This window comes from Rheinheimera sp. F8, assembly GCF_001518915.1.
In genome coordinates this window covers 2295974-2316400 of the sequence record NZ_CP013656.1, presented here as the reverse complement: position 1 = coordinate 2316400, position 20427 = coordinate 2295974, and the positions used below count along the sequence as shown (strand labels likewise).

The 20427-nt window shown below is 54.3% G+C and carries 20 protein-coding genes and 1 other RNA gene; 14 read left to right on the top strand and 7 right to left on the bottom strand.

Going from position 1 to position 20427, the window contains the following annotated elements; genetic code table 11:
* Positions 1 to 77 precede the first annotated feature (77 nt).
* On the top strand, positions 78 to 443 hold the full coding sequence (locus tag ATY27_RS10375; RefSeq protein WP_208930588.1) for an outer membrane protein assembly factor BamE: 366 nt from the start codon (positions 78 to 80) through the stop codon (positions 441 to 443).
* Positions 444 to 653: 210 nt separating this feature from the next.
* Here ATY27_RS10375 and ATY27_RS10370 read toward each other — a convergent pair whose 3' ends face one another.
* Positions 654 to 1022 (bottom strand): RnfH family protein, encoded by a 369-nt coding sequence (locus ATY27_RS10370; protein ID WP_208930587.1) that lies wholly within the window; start codon positions 1020 to 1022, stop codon positions 654 to 656.
* Positions 1015 to 1458 (bottom strand): SRPBCC family protein, encoded by a 444-nt coding sequence (locus tag ATY27_RS10365; RefSeq protein ID WP_208930586.1) that lies wholly within the window; start codon positions 1456 to 1458, stop codon positions 1015 to 1017. The genes ATY27_RS10370 and ATY27_RS10365 overlap by 8 nt, the downstream gene beginning before the upstream one ends.
* Before the next feature lie 114 nt (positions 1459 to 1572).
* On the opposite strand from ATY27_RS10365, the gene smpB reads away from it, so the two are divergent.
* From smpB to ATY27_RS10315, 10 genes are all read left to right on the top strand, one after another.
* A complete protein-coding gene (gene smpB / locus ATY27_RS10360; RefSeq protein WP_208930585.1) occupies positions 1573 to 2055 on the top strand; it encodes an SsrA-binding protein SmpB in 483 nt (160 codons plus the stop codon).
* 154 nt (positions 2056 to 2209) lie between these two features.
* Positions 2210 to 2567: a transfer-messenger RNA gene (gene ssrA, locus ATY27_RS10355) on the top strand.
* A 635-nt stretch (positions 2568 to 3202) separates the two neighbouring features.
* Complete coding sequence (locus ATY27_RS10350) at positions 3203 to 3610, top strand: nucleotidyltransferase domain-containing protein (RefSeq protein ID WP_244151262.1); 408 nt, start codon at positions 3203 to 3205, stop codon at positions 3608 to 3610.
* A complete protein-coding gene (locus tag ATY27_RS10345) occupies positions 3600 to 4037 on the top strand; it encodes a DUF86 domain-containing protein (RefSeq protein WP_244151261.1) in 438 nt (145 codons plus the stop codon). The genes ATY27_RS10350 and ATY27_RS10345 overlap by 11 nt, the downstream gene beginning before the upstream one ends.
* Positions 4038 to 4117: 80 nt before the next feature.
* The gene (locus ATY27_RS10340) at positions 4118 to 4741 is read left to right on the top strand and encodes a DUF1294 domain-containing protein (RefSeq protein ID WP_208930584.1); all 624 of its coding nucleotides are present in this window, start codon (positions 4118 to 4120) and stop codon (positions 4739 to 4741) included.
* A gap of 73 nt (positions 4742 to 4814) precedes the next feature.
* Positions 4815 to 5036 carry a hypothetical protein gene (locus ATY27_RS10335; protein WP_208930583.1) on the top strand — a complete coding sequence of 74 codons (222 nt, stop codon included), beginning with the start codon at positions 4815 to 4817 and terminating at the stop codon, positions 5034 to 5036.
* Between the two features lie 171 nt (positions 5037 to 5207).
* Entirely contained in the window at positions 5208 to 6632 is a 1425-nt protein-coding gene (locus ATY27_RS10330) for an APC family permease (protein ID WP_208930582.1), read from the top strand.
* 226 nt (positions 6633 to 6858) lie between these two features.
* The gene (locus ATY27_RS10325) at positions 6859 to 7353 is read left to right on the top strand and encodes a Dps family protein (protein WP_208930581.1); all 495 of its coding nucleotides are present in this window, start codon (positions 6859 to 6861) and stop codon (positions 7351 to 7353) included.
* Between the two features lie 158 nt (positions 7354 to 7511).
* Positions 7512 to 7988: a hypothetical protein gene (locus tag ATY27_RS10320; RefSeq protein WP_208930580.1), complete on the top strand. Its 477-nt coding sequence runs from the start codon at positions 7512 to 7514 to the stop codon at positions 7986 to 7988.
* 83 nt (positions 7989 to 8071) lie between these two features.
* On the top strand, positions 8072 to 10879 hold the full coding sequence (locus tag ATY27_RS10315; RefSeq protein ID WP_208930579.1) for a PAS domain S-box protein: 2808 nt from the start codon (positions 8072 to 8074) through the stop codon (positions 10877 to 10879).
* Positions 10880 to 10927: 48 nt separating this feature from the next.
* Here ATY27_RS10315 and ATY27_RS10310 read toward each other — a convergent pair whose 3' ends face one another.
* From ATY27_RS10310 to ATY27_RS10300, 3 genes are all read right to left on the bottom strand, one after another.
* On the bottom strand, positions 10928 to 12595 hold the full coding sequence (locus tag ATY27_RS10310) for a response regulator (protein ID WP_208930578.1): 1668 nt from the start codon (positions 12593 to 12595) through the stop codon (positions 10928 to 10930).
* Between the two features lie 70 nt (positions 12596 to 12665).
* A complete protein-coding gene (locus ATY27_RS10305; RefSeq protein WP_208930577.1) occupies positions 12666 to 13925 on the bottom strand; it encodes an ABC transporter permease in 1260 nt (419 codons plus the stop codon).
* Positions 13916 to 14623 (bottom strand): ATP-binding cassette domain-containing protein, encoded by a 708-nt coding sequence (locus ATY27_RS10300; protein ID WP_208930576.1) that lies wholly within the window; start codon positions 14621 to 14623, stop codon positions 13916 to 13918. Before ATY27_RS10300 ends, ATY27_RS10305 begins: the two co-directional genes overlap by 10 nt.
* Positions 14624 to 14695: 72 nt before the next feature.
* On the opposite strand from ATY27_RS10300, the gene ATY27_RS10295 reads away from it, so the two are divergent.
* The gene (locus ATY27_RS10295) at positions 14696 to 15307 is read left to right on the top strand and encodes a DUF3299 domain-containing protein (RefSeq protein WP_208930575.1); all 612 of its coding nucleotides are present in this window, start codon (positions 14696 to 14698) and stop codon (positions 15305 to 15307) included.
* A gap of 63 nt (positions 15308 to 15370) precedes the next feature.
* Here ATY27_RS10295 and ATY27_RS10290 read toward each other — a convergent pair whose 3' ends face one another.
* Both ATY27_RS10290 and ATY27_RS10285 read right to left on the bottom strand, forming a co-directional pair.
* Entirely contained in the window at positions 15371 to 15910 is a 540-nt protein-coding gene (locus ATY27_RS10290) for a DUF2796 domain-containing protein (protein ID WP_208930574.1), read from the bottom strand.
* Between the two features lie 80 nt (positions 15911 to 15990).
* Positions 15991 to 17340 carry a GAF domain-containing protein gene (locus tag ATY27_RS10285; RefSeq protein WP_208930573.1) on the bottom strand — a complete coding sequence of 450 codons (1350 nt, stop codon included), beginning with the start codon at positions 17338 to 17340 and terminating at the stop codon, positions 15991 to 15993.
* Between the two features lie 177 nt (positions 17341 to 17517).
* Here ATY27_RS10285 and ATY27_RS10280 point away from each other — a divergent pair, with 177 nt between their 5' ends.
* Positions 17518 to 19041 carry a cryptochrome/photolyase family protein gene (locus ATY27_RS10280; RefSeq protein ID WP_208930572.1) on the top strand — a complete coding sequence of 508 codons (1524 nt, stop codon included), beginning with the start codon at positions 17518 to 17520 and terminating at the stop codon, positions 19039 to 19041.
* The gene (locus ATY27_RS10275) at positions 19038 to 20426 is read left to right on the top strand and encodes an FAD-binding domain-containing protein (RefSeq protein ID WP_208930571.1); all 1389 of its coding nucleotides are present in this window, start codon (positions 19038 to 19040) and stop codon (positions 20424 to 20426) included. The genes ATY27_RS10280 and ATY27_RS10275 overlap by 4 nt, the downstream gene beginning before the upstream one ends.
* The last annotated feature ends 1 nt before the right edge of the window (position 20427 follow it).

Below are 20427 nucleotides of genomic sequence, written 5' to 3'. Positions count from 1 at the left end.
TGGCACTTTAATCTTGGCCGGCGCTTGCGGTATGATGCCGGTCACTTTGCTAACTAAAGCTGATAATGAAGAGAATTATGCGCGAGTTGACGTTAAAAAAAGCCGGAGCCTGGCTGTTTGCCTCTGGCCTGATGCTGTCCGTGACAGCTTGCAGCAGCTGGATTTACCGGATCGATGTGCCGCAAGGCAACTTCCTGGAGCAAAAAGATATCGATAAATTGCGCATCCAGATGAGCAAAGAGCAAGTCCAGTATGTCCTCGGTAATCCGGTCGCTGAAAATAGTTTTGAAGACAACACCTGGCATTATTTTTATGCGTTAAAAGGTGGCCGCGGTGACAATTTTGAGAAGCAGCTGGTGCTGAATTTTCAAAATGGCAAGCTGGTCAAAATGACCGGTGATTTTGATACACCAAAAGAATTTAACGTACCGCTGGATCAATAAACCAGCAGGCAGTCCGGCCTCTATTTAGTGCTACGACAAATAGCACTGCTCCAAATAGCACTACGACCAACAGAAAATAAAAAACCCGCTTTAGTGCGGGTTTTTCTTTGGCTGCTCCGGCTCTCGCTTTATGCTGGTTCGACCGGCAACTGCCACACAGCTTTACTGCACCGCTTTACTACACCGCATTGCTGCACAGCAGGAAAAGCATCAGTGCGCTGAGTCCGAACCATCATGGTCGTGATTTTTATGCTGTTGTGGCCGGCCACCGGTAGTTTTATCGGCTCTGCCTTCTTCTTTGGCTTTATCCGCCCGCTTTTTCCGCATGTCTTTAGGATCTGCGATCAGTGGCCGGTAAATCTCAATCCGGTCGCCGGCGCTCAAAGAGTCTTCCAGCCGCACAGTCCGGCTCCAAATGCCCACTTTGTGCTGTGTCAGGTCAATTTCCGGATACATCCGCAAAATGCCAGAGCTTTCAATCGCTGATTTGACGGTAGCATCTACCGGTACACTGACACTGAGTAACGACTGACGCTGCGGTAACGCAAACGCCACTTCAATCAGAATGACATCAGCCATGTGATACTCCGTAGACTTGTTTGGCTCTGTTGGTAAACGCCTGCACCATGGCCCCGGTTAGTTCATTAAACACTTTGCCAAAGGCAAATTCGATTAATTTACTGGAGAATTCAAACTCCAGTTCCAGCACCACTTTACAAGCCTGGTCATTCAACGGCACAAAACGCCAGCCACCGCGCAGAAATTTAAACGGGCCGTCGACCAGCTCCATGCCAATGCGCTGATGCGGTTCTAAACGATTACGGGTAGTAAAACTCTGGGTGATACCGGCTTTACTGATATCTAAACGCGCGGTCTGTTCAGTATCTGTGCTGGACAGCACCACCGCATGACTGCAACCCGGCAGAAACTGCGGATATGAAGGTACGTCGTTAACCAGTTGATACATCTGTTGGCAGCTGTAAAAAACCAGCGCGCTGCGCTCAATTTGTGGCATACTCACTCCCCTGGATCAGGTCGGCGATTGTAACAGATCCTGCCCCTGTCACAAGTTTTCACGGCAGCGACACAAGCTGTGTTGCAAAGGCCCGCAAGTCTTCTCTGAGTTAGCATGACTAAGAAACAAAATCAAAAAGATCAGGGCGGTACCATCGCCCTCAACAGAAAAGCCCGCCACGAATACTCTCTTGAAGACAGATTCGAAGGCGGCATGGCATTGCAAGGTTGGGAAATTAAAAGTATCCGCCAGGGCAAAGCCAATATCGCTGATTCCTACGTCATTATTAAAGATGGCGAAGCCTATTTGTTCGGCGCCATAATCCAGCCACTGAACAGCGCCTCCAGCCATGTCGTCTGTGACCCCGAACGTTCACGCAAATTGCTGCTGAACAAACGCGAGATCAACAAACTGATTGGCGCCAAAGAGCGCGACGGCTACACCATGGTCGCAACCGCGATGTACTGGAAAGGCCCATGGGTCAAACTCGAATTCTACCTGGCCAAAGGTAAACGCGAATTCGATAAACGCGACGACATCAAAGACCGCGACTGGTCACGCGAAAAAGAACGGATGATGAAGCATTCCAAGCGCTGATTTTATTTGCCAGGGCTTGAAACTGGCGAATTGATCACCACTTAGAACTAAAGCAGCACAGAAAGGCGACAAAGCACAAAAGCATTGCTTGCCGCGACGTGCTGCAGGGCATAGAATGCCCACGTAACTGAAGCGTTCGCTTCACGAAGAATTCGGGGCTGATACTGGATTCGACGGGATTCACGAACTCCTAAGTGCATGCCGAGGGGCGGTTGGCCTCGTAAAAAGCCGCAAAAAAGTAGTCGCAAACGACGAAACATACGCAATCGCCGCCTAATAAGCGGTAGATGCTCTTCCCCTCACGCATGCCTATAAGCTGAGACTCTGGAAGATCACCCCTAATAGGATCGCATGGCGGCTTTGTCCGGAGCCAAGATGCTAAAACCAATCGGACTCGCCCAACGATAGCCTGCCATTCGGCGCTCCAAGGGTTAACCAAACGAATGGATAAGCATGTAGTACTGAAGACGTAGGTTTTTCGGACGGGGGTTCAAATCCCCCCAGCTCCACCACTTAAAGTAAAAGGCCACCTTCGGGTGGCCTTTTGCTTTAAGTGGTAGTGTTGTGGCGGATGCGAAGCCTCGTTCGGGGTTCAGCCGGAGCTTGCGTAGCAAGCGGAGACAACGCCCGCAGGGCGGCCTCTCGTTGTCAAACGAGAGGTGAGCGGCAAAGCCGCGAATAAATCCCTCCACTCGGGTGGCCTTTTGCTTTAAGTGGTAGTGTTGTGGCGGACGCGAAGCCAGGTTCGGGGTTCAGCCGGAGCTTGCGCAGCAAGCGGAGACAACGCCCGCAGGGCGGCCTCTCGTTGTCAAACGAGAGGTGAGCGGCAGAGCCGCGAATAAATCCCCACTCCGGTGATTTAATCGAAGCACCCACCTTCGGGTGGCCTTTTGCTTTAAGTGGTAGTGTTGTGGCGGACGCGAAGCCACGTTCGGGGTTCAGCCGGAGCTTGCGCAGCAAGCGGAGACAACGCCCGCAGGGCGGTAAATCCCCCCAGGCCACCTTCGGGTGGCCTTTTGCTTTTCTGGCCGCGACCTAAGACATTTACAGAATAAATCCGCCGAATTGTGCCGTCGGCTATTTAGTGTTCAGTATGTAAATGGTTACTATGGTTTTTATTGCGGGCGCAGATCCCTGGAACAATATTGTGACAACCTCATTCAACACTGAATTAATCCTGCAGCTGCTGCAGCAGCGCTTGCCAAACCTGCTTGCTGTTTATTTGTTTGGCAGTCAGGCCAGTGGCCAGGCGACTCCGTCCAGTGATGTCGATTTGGCGGTATTAGTGCCGGGTTATCTGGACTCGATTGAACTTTGGGATATCAGTGGCGATTTAGCTGAAGTGTTGCAACTGGAGGTTGATTTACTCGACTTTCGCGCCGCTTCAACGGTGATGCAGCATCAAATTCTCAGCACCGGCACGCGCTTATTAGCAACCGACCCACACATCAACAGCTACGAATCTGGTTTATTGTCCGATATGACGGATTTAAATGAAGCCCGGCAGGGTTTAATTGATGATATTCAGCAACAAGGCACAGTCTATGGCAAATGAACAGACAAAGGCGCCAGACGATGTGGTGCTGAATAAAGCCGCCAGCATCGAACGCGCGGTCAAACGAGCAGCAGAGGAATTTCATAAAGACCCGGCCAGTTTTGCCACCGATTTTACCCGGCAGGACGCAGCGGTGCTAAATATCCAGCGCGCTTGTGAAGCTGCGCTGGATATCGGCCAACACCTGATCCGCAAACACAAATTAGGCGTGCCACAAAGCTCACGCGATGTATTTACCCTACTCGCCGGCGCCAGTTTTATTCCGGCAGATCTCGCTGAACAATTGAAAAAAATGGTCGGATTTCGCAATATTGCTGTGCACGAATATCAGCGTCTGCAGTTGCCCATTACCGAGCACATTATTCAGCATCGCTTGGTCGATTTTCAGCGCTATTGTCAGCTGCTGCTGTGCAATCCAGCACTCTAATCCGGTCCTCTCATCAGGTACTTTAGTTTCATTGAACACAGCACAAAACGGACATTGTGCGGCAATCACCAAGGAATGCGATGTTAGCAGGCAGCAAACAAAAAGGTAAAATCAGTCAGTGGGATGACGACAAAGGCTACGGCTTTATTGAGCCCTGCCTCAAAGGCCCCCGACTTTTTGTCCACATCAGTGATTTCAGCCGCAAACCGCGGCGCCCGGTTGCCGGCGATATGGTGGTGTATCAGCCGACACAGGGCCCCGACGGCAAACACCGCGCAGCCAATGTGATCTTCAGCACACTGGATAAAGCCGCAACCGAACCCACCGCCGGCAAACGTAAACTCAGCAGCTTTCTGAGCCTTTGTTTTGTGATCTTATTCGCCATCGCCGTCTGGCTGCAAAAAGTGCCGTTGTCACTCGCTTATTGCTACCTGGCATGCTCGGTACTGACCTTCATCCTGTATTGGCATGACAAAGCCGCCGCCCGGCGCGGCAGCTGGCGCGTGCGGGAATCTACTTTATTACTGTTCGGACTACTCGGTGGCTGGCCCGGTGCCGTATTGGCACAACAAATCCTGCGGCACAAATCAGTCAAAGCCGCCTTTCGCAACTGGTTCTGGCTGACAGTCGGCCTGAATGTCTGCCTGTTGTTGCTGTGGTACGACCAAAGATTTATTGGCTTGCCTACAGGGTTATTTCACTAACCCATTCATTTAAAATTCATCCGCACCCGGTAGGCTGCAGTTATCCCTTGCTGCACATGTCCCGGAGTCTGAAATGGAAAAGCCTGTTTTACGTACTTTGTTAATTCTGACCGGTGTCGTGACGTTTTCGATTTCTGCCTGGTCGTCGGCGCCGGCGCGTTGTCTGGGTTTGCCGGATACGGATTTAAAGGCGATGTGCCTGGCGAAAGCGCAGTTGGATGTGCGCCGCTGTGGTGATATCAGCAGTCCGCTGTTGCAGCAACAATGTCAGGCGTCCGTCCAAACGCCATTCTGATTTCCCTGTTATTCGATTCCCCTGCTGGCAGCCTGGTCATTGTTGTCCTTTTGGCTGCCGGCTTTTTATTTGTCTGTTTCTTTTTCTGTAGTGGCGACAATGCCTTGCCGCGGTGGCGCAATTCTGGCTATGTTGGATTTATTCCCTGCCCACTGAAGCGACCAGCTGCCGATGCCGATCCCCGACCAGCCACATCTCTTAGCGCCATCACCTGCATCTGCCGGGTTTGCCACAGCTGCGTTGCCGCGCCAACTCGGTTTCTGGAGCTTGTGGTTACTGGTGATTAACGGGCTGATCGGCGCCGGTATTTTTGGTCTGCCGGCTGGTGCGGCGCGGCTGGCCGGTGATTTCAGTCTGTGGTTGTATCCGCTCTGCGCCCTGCTCATCCTGCCGGTGCTGTTGTGTTTTGCTGAGCTGTCGAGCCGCTTTGCCGGCAGTGGCGGCCCAGCGGTGTATGTCAGTGCGGCCTTTGGCCCGGCGGCCGGTTTTCAGGCTGGCTGGTTGTATTATCTGGCCCGGCTGGTGTCGGTAGCGGCCAATACCGTGTTACTGGTCGATTCGGTTTGTTATTTTCTGCCGGCACTGCAGGCAGGCCCGCAGCGACTGTTATTGCTGGTGGCAGTGCTGGGGGCGATGACGCTGCTGAACGTCTGGGGCGTGCGCAAAACGATGCGCTGGCTGGGCGCTTTAACTGTCGCCAAGCTCGCCGTATTGGTGGGTTTTGCGCTGGCTGGCTGCAGTGTGTTGCTGTGGCCAGCAACCAACACTTTGATACAAACGTTAAACCCTACTTTAAATACAGCGGTGCAATGGCAACCGCTGCTCAGCTACCCGGACATTGTCGACGGACCAGCTGCGCTGTTGTTATTGGTCTATGCCTTTGTTGGTTTTGAATCGGCGCTGATCCCGGCCGGTGAAGCCAAGAACCCGCAACGCGATTTGCCACGGGCGCTGATCTCGGCGCTGTTGCTGGTCACGCTGTTGTACATGGCGGTGCAGGCGGCCTGTCTGGCCTTATTACCCGATCTGGCGCACAGCAAAACGCCGCTGCTGGACGCCACAGCGCAGCTTGCGACACATTTGACCCCACACATATCCACGGAGTCCGCAGCAGCATTGATCAGTATCGCAACATCGTTGCTGATGCTGGGCATTATTGCTTCAGTCGCGGCCAATCTGCTTGGTGCGATGTTTTCCACGCCGCGGCTAAGTCATGCCTTAGCAGAACAAGGCCAGCTGCCGGCCTGGTTTGCCGCGGTGCATCCACGGTTTCTGACGCCGGCGCATGCCATCTGGTTTTTTGGCGGGCTGGCGTTGTTGCTGGCAAGCCTTGGCAGCTTTTTATATCTGGCTGCTGCCACAGTATTAATCCGCGCTTTGTTGTATGGTCTGTGCTGTGCAGCCTTGCCGGTGCTGCGCCGCCAGCAGCAATCCCCGCTGCAACTGCCGCTGGCCACACCTTTGCCATGGCTGGCGTGTATCGTCTGTCTATGGCTGGCATCACAGGTCAGCAGCACTTCAGTCTGGCTGACTGCTGCGCTCATCGCCTTAGGGCTTGCACTGTCGTTGCTGGCTAAAAGCGCATCAAAACGCTGAAAAGTTTATACCGTTCAAATGAATCGCAAGTGGTCGGTAATTTTCTGCCATATGTCGCCTGTAGCACCGTCAGCCAGGCCAGAACCGGCTATGCTGGGATTTATCGCCGTTCGTATGGCCATCAGGAAAATTGGCGGCAGCGGGCTTTAATTTTGCCGCTGCTGGCTCCACTTTAAATACAGTGACATCAATCAAGGGCTTAGGCTCTGGCATCCGAGGATTTAACATGGCGAAGAAACAACCGAAATCAGCGCAACTGGATATTGGCATTTCACTGGACCACCGGGAGAAAATCGTCAAAGGTTTATCCGCCCTGCTGGCCGACAGCTATACGCTGTATCTGATGACGCACAATTTCCACTGGAACGTGACCGGGCCGCAATTTAACAGCCTGCACAATATGTTTATGGCGCAGTACACCGAACAATGGAATGCGCTGGATATCATCGCCGAGCGCATTCGCGCGCTGGGTTTTCCGGCTCCGGGCACTTACAAAGAATTTGTTAAACTGACCTCGATTAAAGAAGTCGAAGGTGTGCCAAGTGCCAACGAGATGGTGCAACATCTGGTCACGGCGCAGGAAACCACGGCCCGCACTGCACGCAGTCTGTTTGAACTGGTCGGTGACGCCAATGACCAGCCGACCGCCGATGTGCTGACGCAACGGCTGAATGTTCACGAGAAAACCGCCTGGATGCTCAGAAGCCTGTTAGTCGAATAATCTCCCCCGATGCCAGCAGCATGTGCGCCATGCTGCTGACATTTTCAGCAAACTGTCGCAGCGCTGCCGGTGCAAGGTTGACAGCTCCTGCCATAGCACTGAAGATAACCGCCTGTATCCGCGCCCGCGTTGCTCCAGCGCTTTATAAAGGTTGTCCTGTGTCTGCATCTCCTCAACAAACATTTCTGCAAGGCCTTGGTCTTGGCATCGGCGCTGCGGCGTTATTGTTTTATTTCTGGCATACCGAAACGGTATATCAGCTGCAGCAACAGTGGCTCAGTGAACAAAAAGCCTTGCTGACGCCGCCAAAGCAAGTGCCGACGGCAGCCGACAACATCGAAACTATTGATTTGCTGATGCGCACCTATGCTGTCACCCCGGGCACTGAGGATGCGGATATGCGTGCAGCGCTGATCCAAAGCCGTCATCTGACGTTAGTGCAGCAATTGCAGCAAAGTACCCAGGTTGATATCAGTGATTTAGTGGACCCGGCCCGGCCTTTTAATGCCGCCCAGCTGTATGCCGCTTTATTACGGATCAAACAGCAACAGGAAAAACTGCAGGCACGTAAGCTGCTGGACGCCAGATTGCAGGCAAGCGCACCACAGCCGGCCGCCGTTAGTCCCCAGTCTTGATCCAGAAATATCTGTGAAGAAAAGATCTCGCCGCTGACTTTTCTGCGTACACTAGGAACAGCATTTTCCCAGTCACGGCAGCTATGAAGGCATTAATTCCATCCAACGAAACTGAACGACTGCAGGCGCTGCGTCAGCTGCATATCTTAGATACGCCCGCTGAAGCCGCCTTTGATGCCCTGACCGAGATCGCTGCGCAAATCAGCGGTGCCGGTTTTGCCGCCCTGACGCTGATTGACCAGAACCGGCAGTGGTTTAAAAGCACGTTCAACTTCTGTGAGCAGGAAAACAGCCGCGACAATTCATTCTGCTCCCACGCCATTTTAACGCCAAGCCAGCTGACCTATATCCCCGATGCCCGCCAAGACGCCAGAGTTGCCGACAATCCGCTGGTTACCTGCGCGGATGGCCTGCGTTTTTATGCCGGCGCGCCGCTGGTGCTGCGGGATAACCTGGCACTTGGCACCTTGTGTGTGTTTGATACCAAACCGTTAACCTTAACCGCGGCGCAGCAAAAATCGCTACTGCAACTGGCCGATCAGGCCGTTTTGCTGATGAACAACCGGTTATTACAACAACAAAGCGCCGAGCAGAACCTGCATTTGCAGCAGGAAAAAAACCGCATTGACGCCATCATCAATGGCACCAACATGGGCACCTGGGAATGGAACGTGCAAACCGGCAGCACTGTCTACAACCAATACTGGTACGGCATGCTGGGGCTGGATCCACTGACACAATCTGATGTTGATATCTGGCGCAGTCGGGTGCATCCGGAAGATTTGCCCGCCGCAGCCACTGCACTGGAACAACATTTTGCCGGCACGTCACCGTTTTTTGATGCGCGTTTTCGTATGCAACACCATCAAGGGCATTGGGTGTGGATCCACGCGGTCGGCCGCGTCATGGCCTGGACCGACGACCACCAGCCTTTGCTGATGTTTGGTACGCACCGCGACATCACCCAGGAGCGTGCTCAACAACAGGAAATGCAACGCACCCGCTCGCACCTGCAGGCGATTATCGATTCGTCCACCGAAGCCGCGATGATCTCGACCGATATTCATGGCGTGATCCGGCTGTTTAACCCCGGTGCTGAGCGGATGCTGGGTTATCAGGCCTCAGAGCTGGTCGGCACCAGTACGCCGGCTATCCTGCATGATCCAGACGAAGTGCGCGCCCGTGCCGCACAGCTGAGCGCCGAATATCAGCTGCCGATCGACGGCTTTGATGTGTTTGTCTACAAAGCGCGCCACGGCACCAGCGAAACGCGGCAATGGACTTATATTGGCAAGAATGGCGAGCGCAAACAGGTCCGCCTCAGCGTATCGGCCATCCGCACCGATCAGGGCGAAATCCGCGGTTACCTGGGCGTCGCCATTGATATCACCCAACTGGAACAACTGCATCACGCGTTGCTACTTAGCGAACAGCGCCATCGTTCTATGCTGGAAAACCTGCCGGGCGTGGTTTACCGCTGCATCAATGACGCACAGTGGACCATGTTATTTATCAGTGATGAAGTAGAAAAACTCACCGGTCACCCGGCCCGCAGTTTTATCCGCAATAAAAAGATTAACTTTGCCGAATTACAGCTGGCCGAAGATCAGCCCTTGCTGCGCGAAGTGGTCGACCGCGATCTGACTAACCACGCGCGCTTTAGTGTCGAATACCGCATCCGTCATGCCAACGGCGCCGTGCGCTGGGTGCAGGAGCTGGGACGTGGCATCTATGACCCCAATGGTGAATTGTTGTACATCGACGGATTTATCTGGGACGTCACCGCGCAAAAAGAAGTGCAGCTGGCCCTACGCGCCGGAGAGCAAAAGCTGGCCTCGTTGTATCAGCTGGCCCCGCTGGCGATCTTACTCAGTCAGTTTGACAGCGGTGAGATCCTGAACGTGAACCCGCAGTGGTACGAGTTATCCGGTCTCAGTGACGAGATCCCGGCCCTGCCGCTGCCGACCTTATTGTCGTTTAACCAAGTCCAACTGGAAGCCCGTCAGCAGGCTCTGGCCAGCAACGCTAGCTTTGGCCCGATCGAACTCGAATTGAGTCATGTCGAAGGGCAACAAATTCCGGTGCTGCTCAGTGAAGTGTTAATCCAAAACGCCAGCGGTACCGCGCAGGTCTGGTCGATTATTCAGGACATTACTGAGCGCCGGCGCATTGAGCAAATGAAAAACCAGTTTGTCTCGATGGTCAGCCACGAATTACGCACGCCGCTGACGGCCATTTCCGGCGCACTCGGCCTCATCAGTGGCGGCGCGCTGGGTCCATTGCCGGATGCGATGCAGCCGATGCTGCAAATCGCCTGCGATAACAGTGAAAAGCTGACGCAGCTGATTAACGATTTACTCGATATCGACAAACTGGTGGCTGGCAAAATGCAGTTTGAACTGCAGGATTGTTCGGTGCGTGAACTGCTGACACAAAGTGTGCGGCACAATCAGCCGTACGCCGACAAATTTCTTACCCGGATTGTGCTGGAACCCGGCCCCGACGCGGTGTTGTTGCTCGACCCGATGCGCTTTCACCAGATCATGGCGAATTTATTGTCCAACGCGGCGAAGTTTTCGCCGCCGGGCTCAGTGGTGGCGGTGCGGACTGAAAAAATCGCGCAGCAGCTGCGGATCAGCGTGCAGGATCAAGGGCCCGGCATTCCCGACAATTTCCGCGCGCGCATCTTTGAGAAATTCTCACAGGCCGATGCCGTGGACGCCCGCCAGCGCGGCGGTACCGGCCTGGGCCTCGCGATCGTGAAAGAACTGACCAACCGGCTGGGCGGTGAAATTGGGTTTGATAGTGTCACCGGACATGGCAGTTGTTTTTATCTGGAATTTGCCCTGGATCAGCAAGGCGAAGACAACAATGCCGGCGCTTTACATTAAAACTTCAAAAGGAGTTGCCGGCCCTTAGTTCGGGCCAGCCTGTGGATTTTACTCGTTGAGCACCGGAACCGGCGGCTGATACAAAATCACCTGATTGCGGCCGGCGCCTTTGGCCTGATACAGCGCCTGATCGGCATGTTCCACCACTACATCAACCTGCTGGCTGTCACTGCCGCTGGTCACGCCGGCACTGAGCGTGCAATGAAAGGTCTGGCCATTACTGACAAACGGAATACGGGCAAAAGCTTCGCGCAGCTGATTGACCACCTGACAGGCTTTATCCAGCTGACACTCCGGCAACACCAGTAAAAATTCTTCGCCGCCATAACGGCCAATCAAATCGGTTTTGCGCAGTTGTTGGCGTAACAAATTCGCCAGACTGCTAATCACCTGGTCGCCGGTCAAGTGGCCATAGACATCGTTAACCTTTTTAAAATGGTCAATGTCTAACATCGCCACACTGACGTTTTGTTGCAACCGGGCGGCGCGTTCCAGCTCAGCCCCCAGCCGCTCTTTGATATGCGCATGCTGCAGCAGGCCGGTCAGGCTGTCTTTGGTCATGACCTCGGCCAACTGGCGGGCACGCTGGGCACGGGCAAAGATCGCCACCACCAGCGCATTGTCACTGATTGGCTTGGTCAGGAAATCATCCCCGGCTTTAATCAGCGACGCCATCTGGCGGTCACTGTCAGTTTCGGAAGATAAATAGATAATAGGGACACCGAGCCATTCGTCCTGCAGCCGGACTGTCTGCGCCAGCTCGGGCCCGGAACATTCCGGCATATTAACGTCGAGCAAGATCACATCCGGATGAAAGCGCCGCAGCCCTTGAAAAATTTCGGCCGGATCGGTCAGGATCTCCGCCCGCAGCCCGGCATTTTGCAGCACCAGCGCATAATGCTGGGCTAACAACATGTCGTCATCAACAATCAGGACCCGAAAGGCATCGCGCTCACGGACCGACAACAGCCGTTGTAAGCGCGCTTCCAGCGTGGCCGGATTCAGCGGTTTGACAAAATAGCCGATCACCCCGGCCCGCACGGCCTGCAGGTAATGACTGAATTCATCCTGCGATGACAACACAAACAACGGAATAGGCTGGGCCTGCGGACATTGCAGATGACTCAGCGACTGAAAGGCCGCAGTGGAATCGTCCAGCGCATCTAAATCAACAATAATCACGTCGGGTGGATCAAGTTGAGCCGACGCAACTAACTGCGCTAAATCGGCAAAGCGTTCTACCTGATGGCCAAAGGTTTTTAACGTCTGGCCCATCGGTTGTGAAATCAATGGATCGTTACATAACAACAGGATGCGGGCATCGTTTTTATCCGCCCGTTTCTTTGGCTTGGTTTTGCTGAAACTTTGTGCACTTGGCTGACCGGCAGCTTGCTGCATTTCAACAAAAAACTGCTGCAGCAGCGCGTGTTCTTCCCGATCCGGCACTTGTTGCTGACTGAGCAGCGTTTTGACTTGCGACTCGATACTTTTGGCCACAGTGCCAACACGCGCCAGACCAAAAGTACCGGCGGAACCGGCCAGGGTATGAAAACGTAACACCAGCACAGCGGCCTGTTCCCGCCATTCGTGTGGTCCAGCCTGCATAAACTGCAACAGCAACCACTGCAACTGCGGGATCTCCTGTTGCAGACGCCGCAGGTATTGCTGGTTCAGTTCAGCCAGTTGTTGTTCCAGATTTGCCGGAATTCCGTCCATGCACTTCCCACATCAATATCAAGCAATTACTGCCTACTATAGCAAGGGCCGCAGCGCGACTCCAGCGCCGTCATAATCGCACCTGTAAACCCTGATTCAGACTTTGCCGGTATGCCTGTATCGCGGGCACTGCCCCCAGCAGCAACGCCAGACCTGTGACAATGCCGAGGCCAACTGCGGTATGCGGATGCCAGGCGAACAGGCTAATCACCAGACCATATTCACTGCTGAGCCAGGGTTGCAACGCCGCCAGACTGCCGGTCAGCAACAGGAAGGCGCCGGCGATACTGCACAGCGTCAGGATCAACACTTCCAGTTCAATCAGTAAAAATAATTGCCAAGGCCTGGCGCCAATGGCCCGAAGGATCGCCAGTTCACGCGCACGTTCCCGCTGTGCCGCCAATAAAGTGGTCGTCAGGCCAATCAGCGCCGCCAGTAACACTAACGCCGTGATCACCAGCAGCAGGTTTTCAACCACCACCAGCATTTGCCACAGCTCCGCCAGCGCGGCGCCGGGCAGGATCGCAGTCAGCGGTTCGGCTTTAAATTCATTGATTTGGCGCTGTACAGCAAAAGTCGCCACTTTTGATTTTAAGCCAAGCAAAGCGCCGGTCAGCACGCTGGGTTGCAGCGCCGCCAGCTCCGCTTCACTCAGAGTTTGTTTGGCTTTTCGCATCGCAGGTGCGCCGTTTTGCCAGCCCTGATGAATGGCTTCAATGCCGGTCAGACTGACGTGTACGGACTGATCAACCGGTGTACCTGTTGGCGCCAGGATCCCGACCACAGTAAATGGCTGGTCCTTATGCTGACTGAAACTGACTTTGCCCACACCGTGCGACAACACAATATCCTGTCCCAGCTGATAACCAAGCTTCTTCGCCACATCAGCGCCGAGCACAGTTTCATAAACAGAGGTAAATTCACGGCCGCTACTGAGCCGCAGCGGTTGCTGTTCGCCGTAGCGGAAATAGCGGAAATAGTCATTGTTGGTGCCCAACACCCGAAAACCACGGTGCGAATCGCCGAGCGCCAGCGGAATAGCCCAGCGTACCTGCGGATGGCGGCTGATTTGTTCAAAATGGGCGTAACTGATGTTATTGGTCGCGTTGCCAATGCGAAACACGGTGTACAGCAACAGATTGAGCTGACCGGAGCGCGCACCAACAATCAGATCTGTACCCGCCACTGTGCTGGTAAAACTGCGTTTGGCTTCGAGGCGCAGATGGTCAATCCCAAGCAATAAACTCAACGATATAATCAGTGAAAACAACGTCAGCCAGGCCGTGCCGCGCCGGCTCCATAAACTCTGTCGGGCCAGTTTCAGCAGCATAATGCCTCCGCGACTACTGGCGTCACGCCGTCCTGTAACCGATCCATATCAAGCTGAAAGCCAAAATACTGCGCCAGCGCCTGATCATGACTGACAAAAATCACCGTACTGCCGGCGTCATTGGCTTCCTGCAACAACACCCGCATAAAAGCATCGCGGTTGTCGGCGTCTAATGCGGATGTCGGTTCGTCGGCGATCAACAAGGTCGGTTTGCCCAGCAAGGCCCGCGCAATCGCGACCCGTTGCTGCTGACCGACGCTGAGCTGTGCCGCCGGCGCCTGCCAAAGATTGTCTGGCAGCTGCAACGCCGTTAATAAATCCCGGGCTCGCGCTCCATCAGCGGCTTTGCCGGAAAAGGCCTGCCCCAGTACCACGTTATCCAGCACCGATAAATAGGGGATCAGATTCAGTTGTTGAAACACCACACCGATCTCGCGGGCGCGGATATGGTCCCGTACCGCCGCTTTGTTGGGCTGCAGGCGTTGTTGTTGTAACCAGATCTCACCCTGTTGCAGCGTCAGCACGCCGCATAACAGGTTTAATAACGTGGTTTTACCGGAGCCGGAGGCGCCCCGCACAAACAAGTGTTGTCCGGTGGCTAATTGCAACGCCGGAATGTCCAGCGTGAAGGCCTGCCCCGGCCATTGATGTCGCAGATTTTTGAGTTCAACTGCGGGAATATTCAGATCCGCGGCCACAAGCTGTCCTGTGAAAAATGATATGATGCAATAAATCGTGATTTTATAACATATTGTCGGGAAAAAGCGCTTATGTTCAAACCGTTGTTAGTGGGATCCTGGCTGGTATTGGTCGCATCGGCGCCATTACAGGCCGCTGAAACAGCAAAAGCTGCAGAACAAGCACCAGCAGCGCGGGTCCTGCCCGCCGATAAAAGCAAAGTCATCGAACTGGAATGGACTGATCTGTTGCCTGACGCGGATTTACAAAAAATGGAAGGCTTACCGGAAGTCAGTCATGAAGGCGGCGAAGGCGCCGGCTCTGCCATCAACAAAAACCTCAATACCAGCAATGACCCATCAATGAAAGCCTGGGCTGACGTAATGTCCTCAGCCAATGTGCGTGGCGAGCTGAATGGTCGTCTGGTCAAAATTCCGGGATTTGTCGTGCCGATTGAATACGATGCAGACCAGAACATCACCGCTTTTTTCCTGGTGCCCTATTTTGGTGCTTGTATCCACGTACCACCACCACCACCGAACCAGATTGTGTATGTCAGCGGCGCGAAAAACTTAAAAGCCGATTTGATTTATAACCCATTCTGGATTGAAGGCACTCTCACCACAGATACGATGAGCCATGATCTGGCCAATTCGGCCTATAGTCTGAAAGTGAATAAGATCAGCGAATACGTTTACGAATAAATTCGTGACGATCTTCCGTAAAAAACACAGCAAATGCTGTGTTTTTTTATGCCGCTAACCGCCTTAGTTGGCCGGTGTTAAGTGAAATTCGCGTTGCTGTGGCGTCAGCGTCGCTGCGCCCTGTTGCTGCCCGCTTACCCATTGCACGTCAATCTGCTGCAGATCGGCGGCATGGCGAAACAAATCTAACCGCACCTCAGTCAGCGCGGCAGGGGTACTGCACTGGTAAGTTAAACTCAATTCGACATCGGCATGATGATGTGGATCCGGCGACTGCGGCCAGGGCTCATTCAACTGCTGTTGCTGCAACTGACACTTCGCCGCAGCCGGCAATTGCAACCACTGACCACTTTTTAACAACGTCTGGCTTTGCTGCCAGGCGGCTTTTTCTGCGGCGCTGCCAGGTGCATGTTCAAAACCGACTAAATTGGCGACCGGGCTTTCTAATAGCAGTTCGACTTGTTGTGCCTCAGTGGCAAAGCTCAGCTGCGCCTCGCCATGTACATGAGCCCCAAACGAGCCGCTCTGCTCAGACTCTGCCGCAGCGACGATAACTGGGATACTGAATACCGCCAGCAGTGGAATAACAGTGTGACAACGCATAGCAAATTCTCCACATCAGCAATGCTGCCGTTTCCGGCAAAATGTGACACTATAACAAATTTGTGCGACTGACCAGTTTGTTACGCCAGACAGCTGATTTGCAGGCCAAAACCCGGCCCGTCCAGCAGCTGCAATTCACCACAAAGTTTTTTCTCGACCAGCTGGCGCAAGATCGACATACCAAGGCCGGTGCCGCCCTGATGCGGTTTTGTGGTAAAAAACGGCTCAAAAATCTGCCGGCGCACTTGCGGGGTCAGGCCACAGCCATTATCGCGATAGACAAAACTCAGCTCATGCTGCTCATTGAGCGTGGCACTGATACTGATTGACGGATGCGCTGTGTCGGTAAATGCATGCAGGCAACTGTTGATCACCAGATTGGTCAGAATTTGTAACCAGACATCGGCGGCAGTGATCAACATCAGATTCGGATCAATATACACATCAGGAAACACCGGCACCTGTCGGGTGGCCGGGGTCAGGCTGGCGAGCAAATCCACCACCAGCTGACGAAACGCCACCGGCGCGGATTCGACCCGGGTCTGATGAGCGGCGGTGTCTTTGAATTGCTCCATCAGGCGCTGCGCCCGTTGCAAATTTGCCGTCACTAATAACGAACTCTCATGCATTTGCTCCAGCACCTGCATCGCCTGCGCGGCGCTGATCGTACGCTGACGCATGCCGTGGATAAAATCCTGCAGCCGCTGTTCCAGCAAGGAATTGGCGGTCAGCGCCACACCAAGCGGTGAATTCACTTCATGCGCGACGCCAGCGACGATCCCACCCAAAGTCGCCAGCCGGGCCTGTGCGGCCATCTGCTGATGCGCTCGCCGGACAATTTCATCTGAATCAGCCAGTTGCTGACTACGCAGCTCGACCCGTTGTTCCAGCTGCAGATTCAGTTGCTCCAGCTGGCTTTGTGCACTGAGAAAACGGTCGGCATTCAGCGCGCGTCCGACCTGATCAGCCAGCGCGGCGGCAAAACGGACCTCATTATCCTGCCAGTAGCGCGGTTGCCCGGTGTGCTCACAACAAATAATGCCGATCATTTTGCCAAGATGGCGCACTGGTAAATCCAGCATCGAAAAAATCTGGTGCGACCGCAAATAAGGCTCCAGAAACTCAGCGGTATTAGGGTCATGACGGGCATCATGTGCGACAATTGCGCGCTCGCGGCGCAGCGCCTGAAAATAGGCCGGAAACTGGCTGGCGTGTAATCGCAAAGGCTCCGTCGCCACCGCATGGCCATCCAATAACAGTTGGCACACCATGCTGTGATCATCCTGGTCATACAGCCACAAACTGACGCGCTGCACCTGCAAGCCGTTTTGGACGCTTTGTAAAATTAACTGACTGGCTTGATCCCAGGCCCCGAGGTCAATCAGCGGCGATGCAGAGACGTCCAGTAAAATTTGTTCCAGTGGATCCACAACACCCTCAAAATCCGGTTCGCTGAAAAACTAAACTAACGAAAAGTACCAGCGTTGTAAATTGTTCTGTCATGCCGATCCATTGATCCAGCACCGAACTTATCGCGTAGACACCTTTAGGTGCTGATTTTGCGATGAATTTCCCCAAATGTTATACAAATCAATGAATTCCTACTGATGCCGGCGTTGATTCTGCTGACCGCTGATCAGCTGAGCCCGGCGCTCAGTTCACTACGCGCGCTGCAACCCGGCGACCAGATCGTGATGGCCGAAGTGCAGACTGAAGCCCATTACGCGCCGCACCATCAGCTGAAACTGGTACTGCTCTTCAGTGCAATGCGTCACTTTGCCGCCACCCTGCAGGCGCAGGGACATCAGGTGCATTATTTCAACTACGAACAACAAGTACCTTCCCTGCTGGCCGCTGTCCGCCTGGTGCTGGCGCAACAGAGCGGCATCGACAGCGTCCGACTGACGGAACTGGCTGAACACCGGCTGGCGGCTGAGACGCAAAGCTGGCAACAACAACTGGGTCTGCCGGTTGAAATAGTCGAAGACGACCGGTTTATCTGCAGCCACGCCATGTTCCGGCGCTGGGCGGACGGCCGGCAGAGTTTTCGGATGGAATATTTTTACCGGGAAATGCGTCGTTATACCGGCCTGTTGATGGATGCAACCGGCCCGGTCGGCGGTCAATGGAATTTTGATGCAGAGAACCGGTTGCCCTGCCCCCCCGATTTAAAGTTACCACAGGCGCCAGAATTTGCGCCAGATGCGATCACCCTTGACGTGATCCGGATGGTGCAGCAGCAATTTGCCGGCCATATGGGTCAGGCGGAGCGCTTTTGTTTTGCTGTCACTGGCAAGGACGCCAGAGCAGCTTTTTTACACTTTGTGCAACATCGTCTGCCACTGTTTGGGAAATATCAGGATGCGATGCGCCAGGACGAAGCCTTTTTATTTCATAGTCTGGCCGGCATGTATCTGAATTGCGGCTTGCTTGACGCGCGCTGGGTTTGTCTGCAGGTTGAACAGGCATGGAAAGCCGGCGCGGTGCCGCTGGCCGCTGCTGAAGGCTTTATCCGCCAGATCATCGGTTGGCGTGAATATGTGCGCGGTTTGTACTGGCTGAAAATGCCCGAGTACCGCGAGTTAAACTATTTCGCCGCCGACCGGCCCTTGCCGGGCTGGTATTGGCATGCCGACACCAAAATGAACTGCATGTCGCAGGCGATCCAGCACACCATCAAGCATGCTTATTCGCACCATATTCAGCGCCTGATGCTGACCGGCAACTTTGCGCTGCTGGCCGGCCTGTCGGTGGACGAAGTGACCCAATGGTATCTGGCGGTATATGCCGATGCGTACGAATGGGTCGAACTGCCAAATACGCTCGGCATGGCGTTATTTGCTGACGGTGGTGTGCTGGCGTCGAAACCTTATGTCGCCAGCGGCAACTACATCGCCAAGATGAGCAACTACTGCCAGCACTGTCACTACGATGTGAAACAAAGCACCGGCCCGACGGCTTGTCCATTTAATGCGTTGTATTGGGACTTTATCGCCCGTAACAGTGACAAACTCGGCGGTAATGCCCGGATGCAACTGACTTATCAGCAATGGCGCCGTAAAAGTCCGGACGTGCAGCAGGCACTGCGCGACAAGGCTGCCGACCTTTTGATCCATCTGGAGCAACTATGACCCGTTGGCTGTTGTTATGTAATGACCTGTTGCGGCTCGACGACAACGCCCTGCTAAGCCTGCCGGAAACACGTGATGTTGGTCTGCTGGTGTGTATTTTGCCCGCTGCAGCCTACCGCAATGAGCGGGCCAGCCCACGCCGTTTGCAACAACAACTGGGTCTGATGACTGAATTTCAGCAGCGACTGGCCAGTCTTGGGATCCCGTTGTTATTGCGCCATGGTAAGCCGGCCACTGTGCTACGCCAGCTCTGCGCTCAGTATCAGATAAACCGGGTAGCTGCAGCAGAACCAACCGCCATCGATGAATATCGCTGGGGCACCGGTTTGCCGATGCAATATCTGGATCTGAATTCACTGTTGGCTGACGAATTAAGACCGGACCTTGCCACGTTACCGCGCAGCTTTACAGCATTTCGCCAGCAACGGGAACCTTTGCTGAACGTCAGCCCGCCACAGCAGCAGCCAGTGGCGGTGTCGCAGTTAAACGGCATTCTGAATGTAGCCACCGCTATCGCTTTATCAGATCTTCCGCCGATGCCTGCAGCGCCACCGGCAATAGTGGCGCCTGCGCTGGCCGCTCAGCTGAACGCGGGGATCAGTGACTGGCAGGCGCAGACCGAAACTGCGGCAATCGCGCATTTTGAACAATATCTGCAGCTGCATTTATCGCATTACAAGCTCAGCCGTAATGCGCTGATCGGCAGCGAATTTGCCAGTTTCCTGTCAATCCCACTAAGCAGGGGTACGCTGTCGGTGCGGCTGGCATGGCAGCTGATTGTGCAATATGAACAGAAATTTGGTCAGAGTGAATCCAGTTACTGGTTGCGGTTTGAACTGCTATGGCGGGAATATTTCCGCCATCTGCAACGTAAACATCCGTTGGCGTGTTTTCGCCATCAGGGGCTCGGTTTACATCTGGTGCCGGGACAGCCCGCAGTCGCCGGCGAAGGTTTCGAGCGTTGGTGCCGTGGTGAGACCGGTTTGCCGTTTATTGATGCCAATATGCGGCTGCTGGCACAAACCGGCTGGATGTCAAACCGTGGCCGGCAGAATGTCGCCAGTTATCTGATGTTTCAGCTCGGCTGTGACTGGCGCCTCGGCGCTGCCTGGTTTGAACAACAACTACTGGATTACGATGTGGCCAGTAACTGGGGCAACTGGGCTTATATTGCCGGCGCATTATATTCAGCCCCGCGCAGTTTTAATGCGCTGAAACAGGCGCTGGAATATGACGAGGCGGCCAGCTTTACCAGCTTGCTGCTCGGCAAAACGGCTGACGGTACACATCGTCATCAGCCTTATGCACAACCAGGCTGGCCGGCGCCCCAGGCCTGGACCTGGCAACAGTATTTGCAACAGCTGCAGCAACTGCCGGAACTCTGAA

Coding starts and splice junctions, on each gene's coding strand:
- ATY27_RS10375 (WP_208930588.1), top strand. CDS start 78: ATGCGCGAGTTGACGTTAAAAAAAGCCGGAGCCTGGCTGTTTGCCTCT.
- ATY27_RS10370 (WP_208930587.1), bottom strand. CDS start 1,022: ATGGCTGATGTCATTCTGATTGAAGTGGCGTTTGCGTTACCGCAGCGT.
- ATY27_RS10365 (WP_208930586.1), bottom strand. CDS start 1,458: ATGCCACAAATTGAGCGCAGCGCGCTGGTTTTTTACAGCTGCCAACAG.
- smpB (WP_208930585.1), top strand. CDS start 1,573: ATGACTAAGAAACAAAATCAAAAAGATCAGGGCGGTACCATCGCCCTC.
- ATY27_RS10345 (WP_244151261.1), top strand. CDS start 3,600: ATGGCAAATGAACAGACAAAGGCGCCAGACGATGTGGTGCTGAATAAA.
- ATY27_RS10340 (WP_208930584.1), top strand. CDS start 4,118: ATGTTAGCAGGCAGCAAACAAAAAGGTAAAATCAGTCAGTGGGATGAC.
- ATY27_RS10335 (WP_208930583.1), top strand. CDS start 4,815: ATGGAAAAGCCTGTTTTACGTACTTTGTTAATTCTGACCGGTGTCGTG.
- ATY27_RS10330 (WP_208930582.1), top strand. CDS start 5,208: ATGCCGATCCCCGACCAGCCACATCTCTTAGCGCCATCACCTGCATCT.
- ATY27_RS10325 (WP_208930581.1), top strand. CDS start 6,859: ATGGCGAAGAAACAACCGAAATCAGCGCAACTGGATATTGGCATTTCA.
- ATY27_RS10315 (WP_208930579.1), top strand. CDS start 8,072: ATGAAGGCATTAATTCCATCCAACGAAACTGAACGACTGCAGGCGCTG.
- ATY27_RS10310 (WP_208930578.1), bottom strand. CDS start 12,595: ATGGACGGAATTCCGGCAAATCTGGAACAACAACTGGCTGAACTGAAC.
- ATY27_RS10305 (WP_208930577.1), bottom strand. CDS start 13,925: ATGCTGCTGAAACTGGCCCGACAGAGTTTATGGAGCCGGCGCGGCACG.
- ATY27_RS10295 (WP_208930575.1), top strand. CDS start 14,696: ATGTTCAAACCGTTGTTAGTGGGATCCTGGCTGGTATTGGTCGCATCG.
- ATY27_RS10290 (WP_208930574.1), bottom strand. CDS start 15,910: ATGCGTTGTCACACTGTTATTCCACTGCTGGCGGTATTCAGTATCCCA.
- ATY27_RS10280 (WP_208930572.1), top strand. CDS start 17,518: ATGCCGGCGTTGATTCTGCTGACCGCTGATCAGCTGAGCCCGGCGCTC.
- ATY27_RS10275 (WP_208930571.1), top strand. CDS start 19,038: ATGACCCGTTGGCTGTTGTTATGTAATGACCTGTTGCGGCTCGACGAC.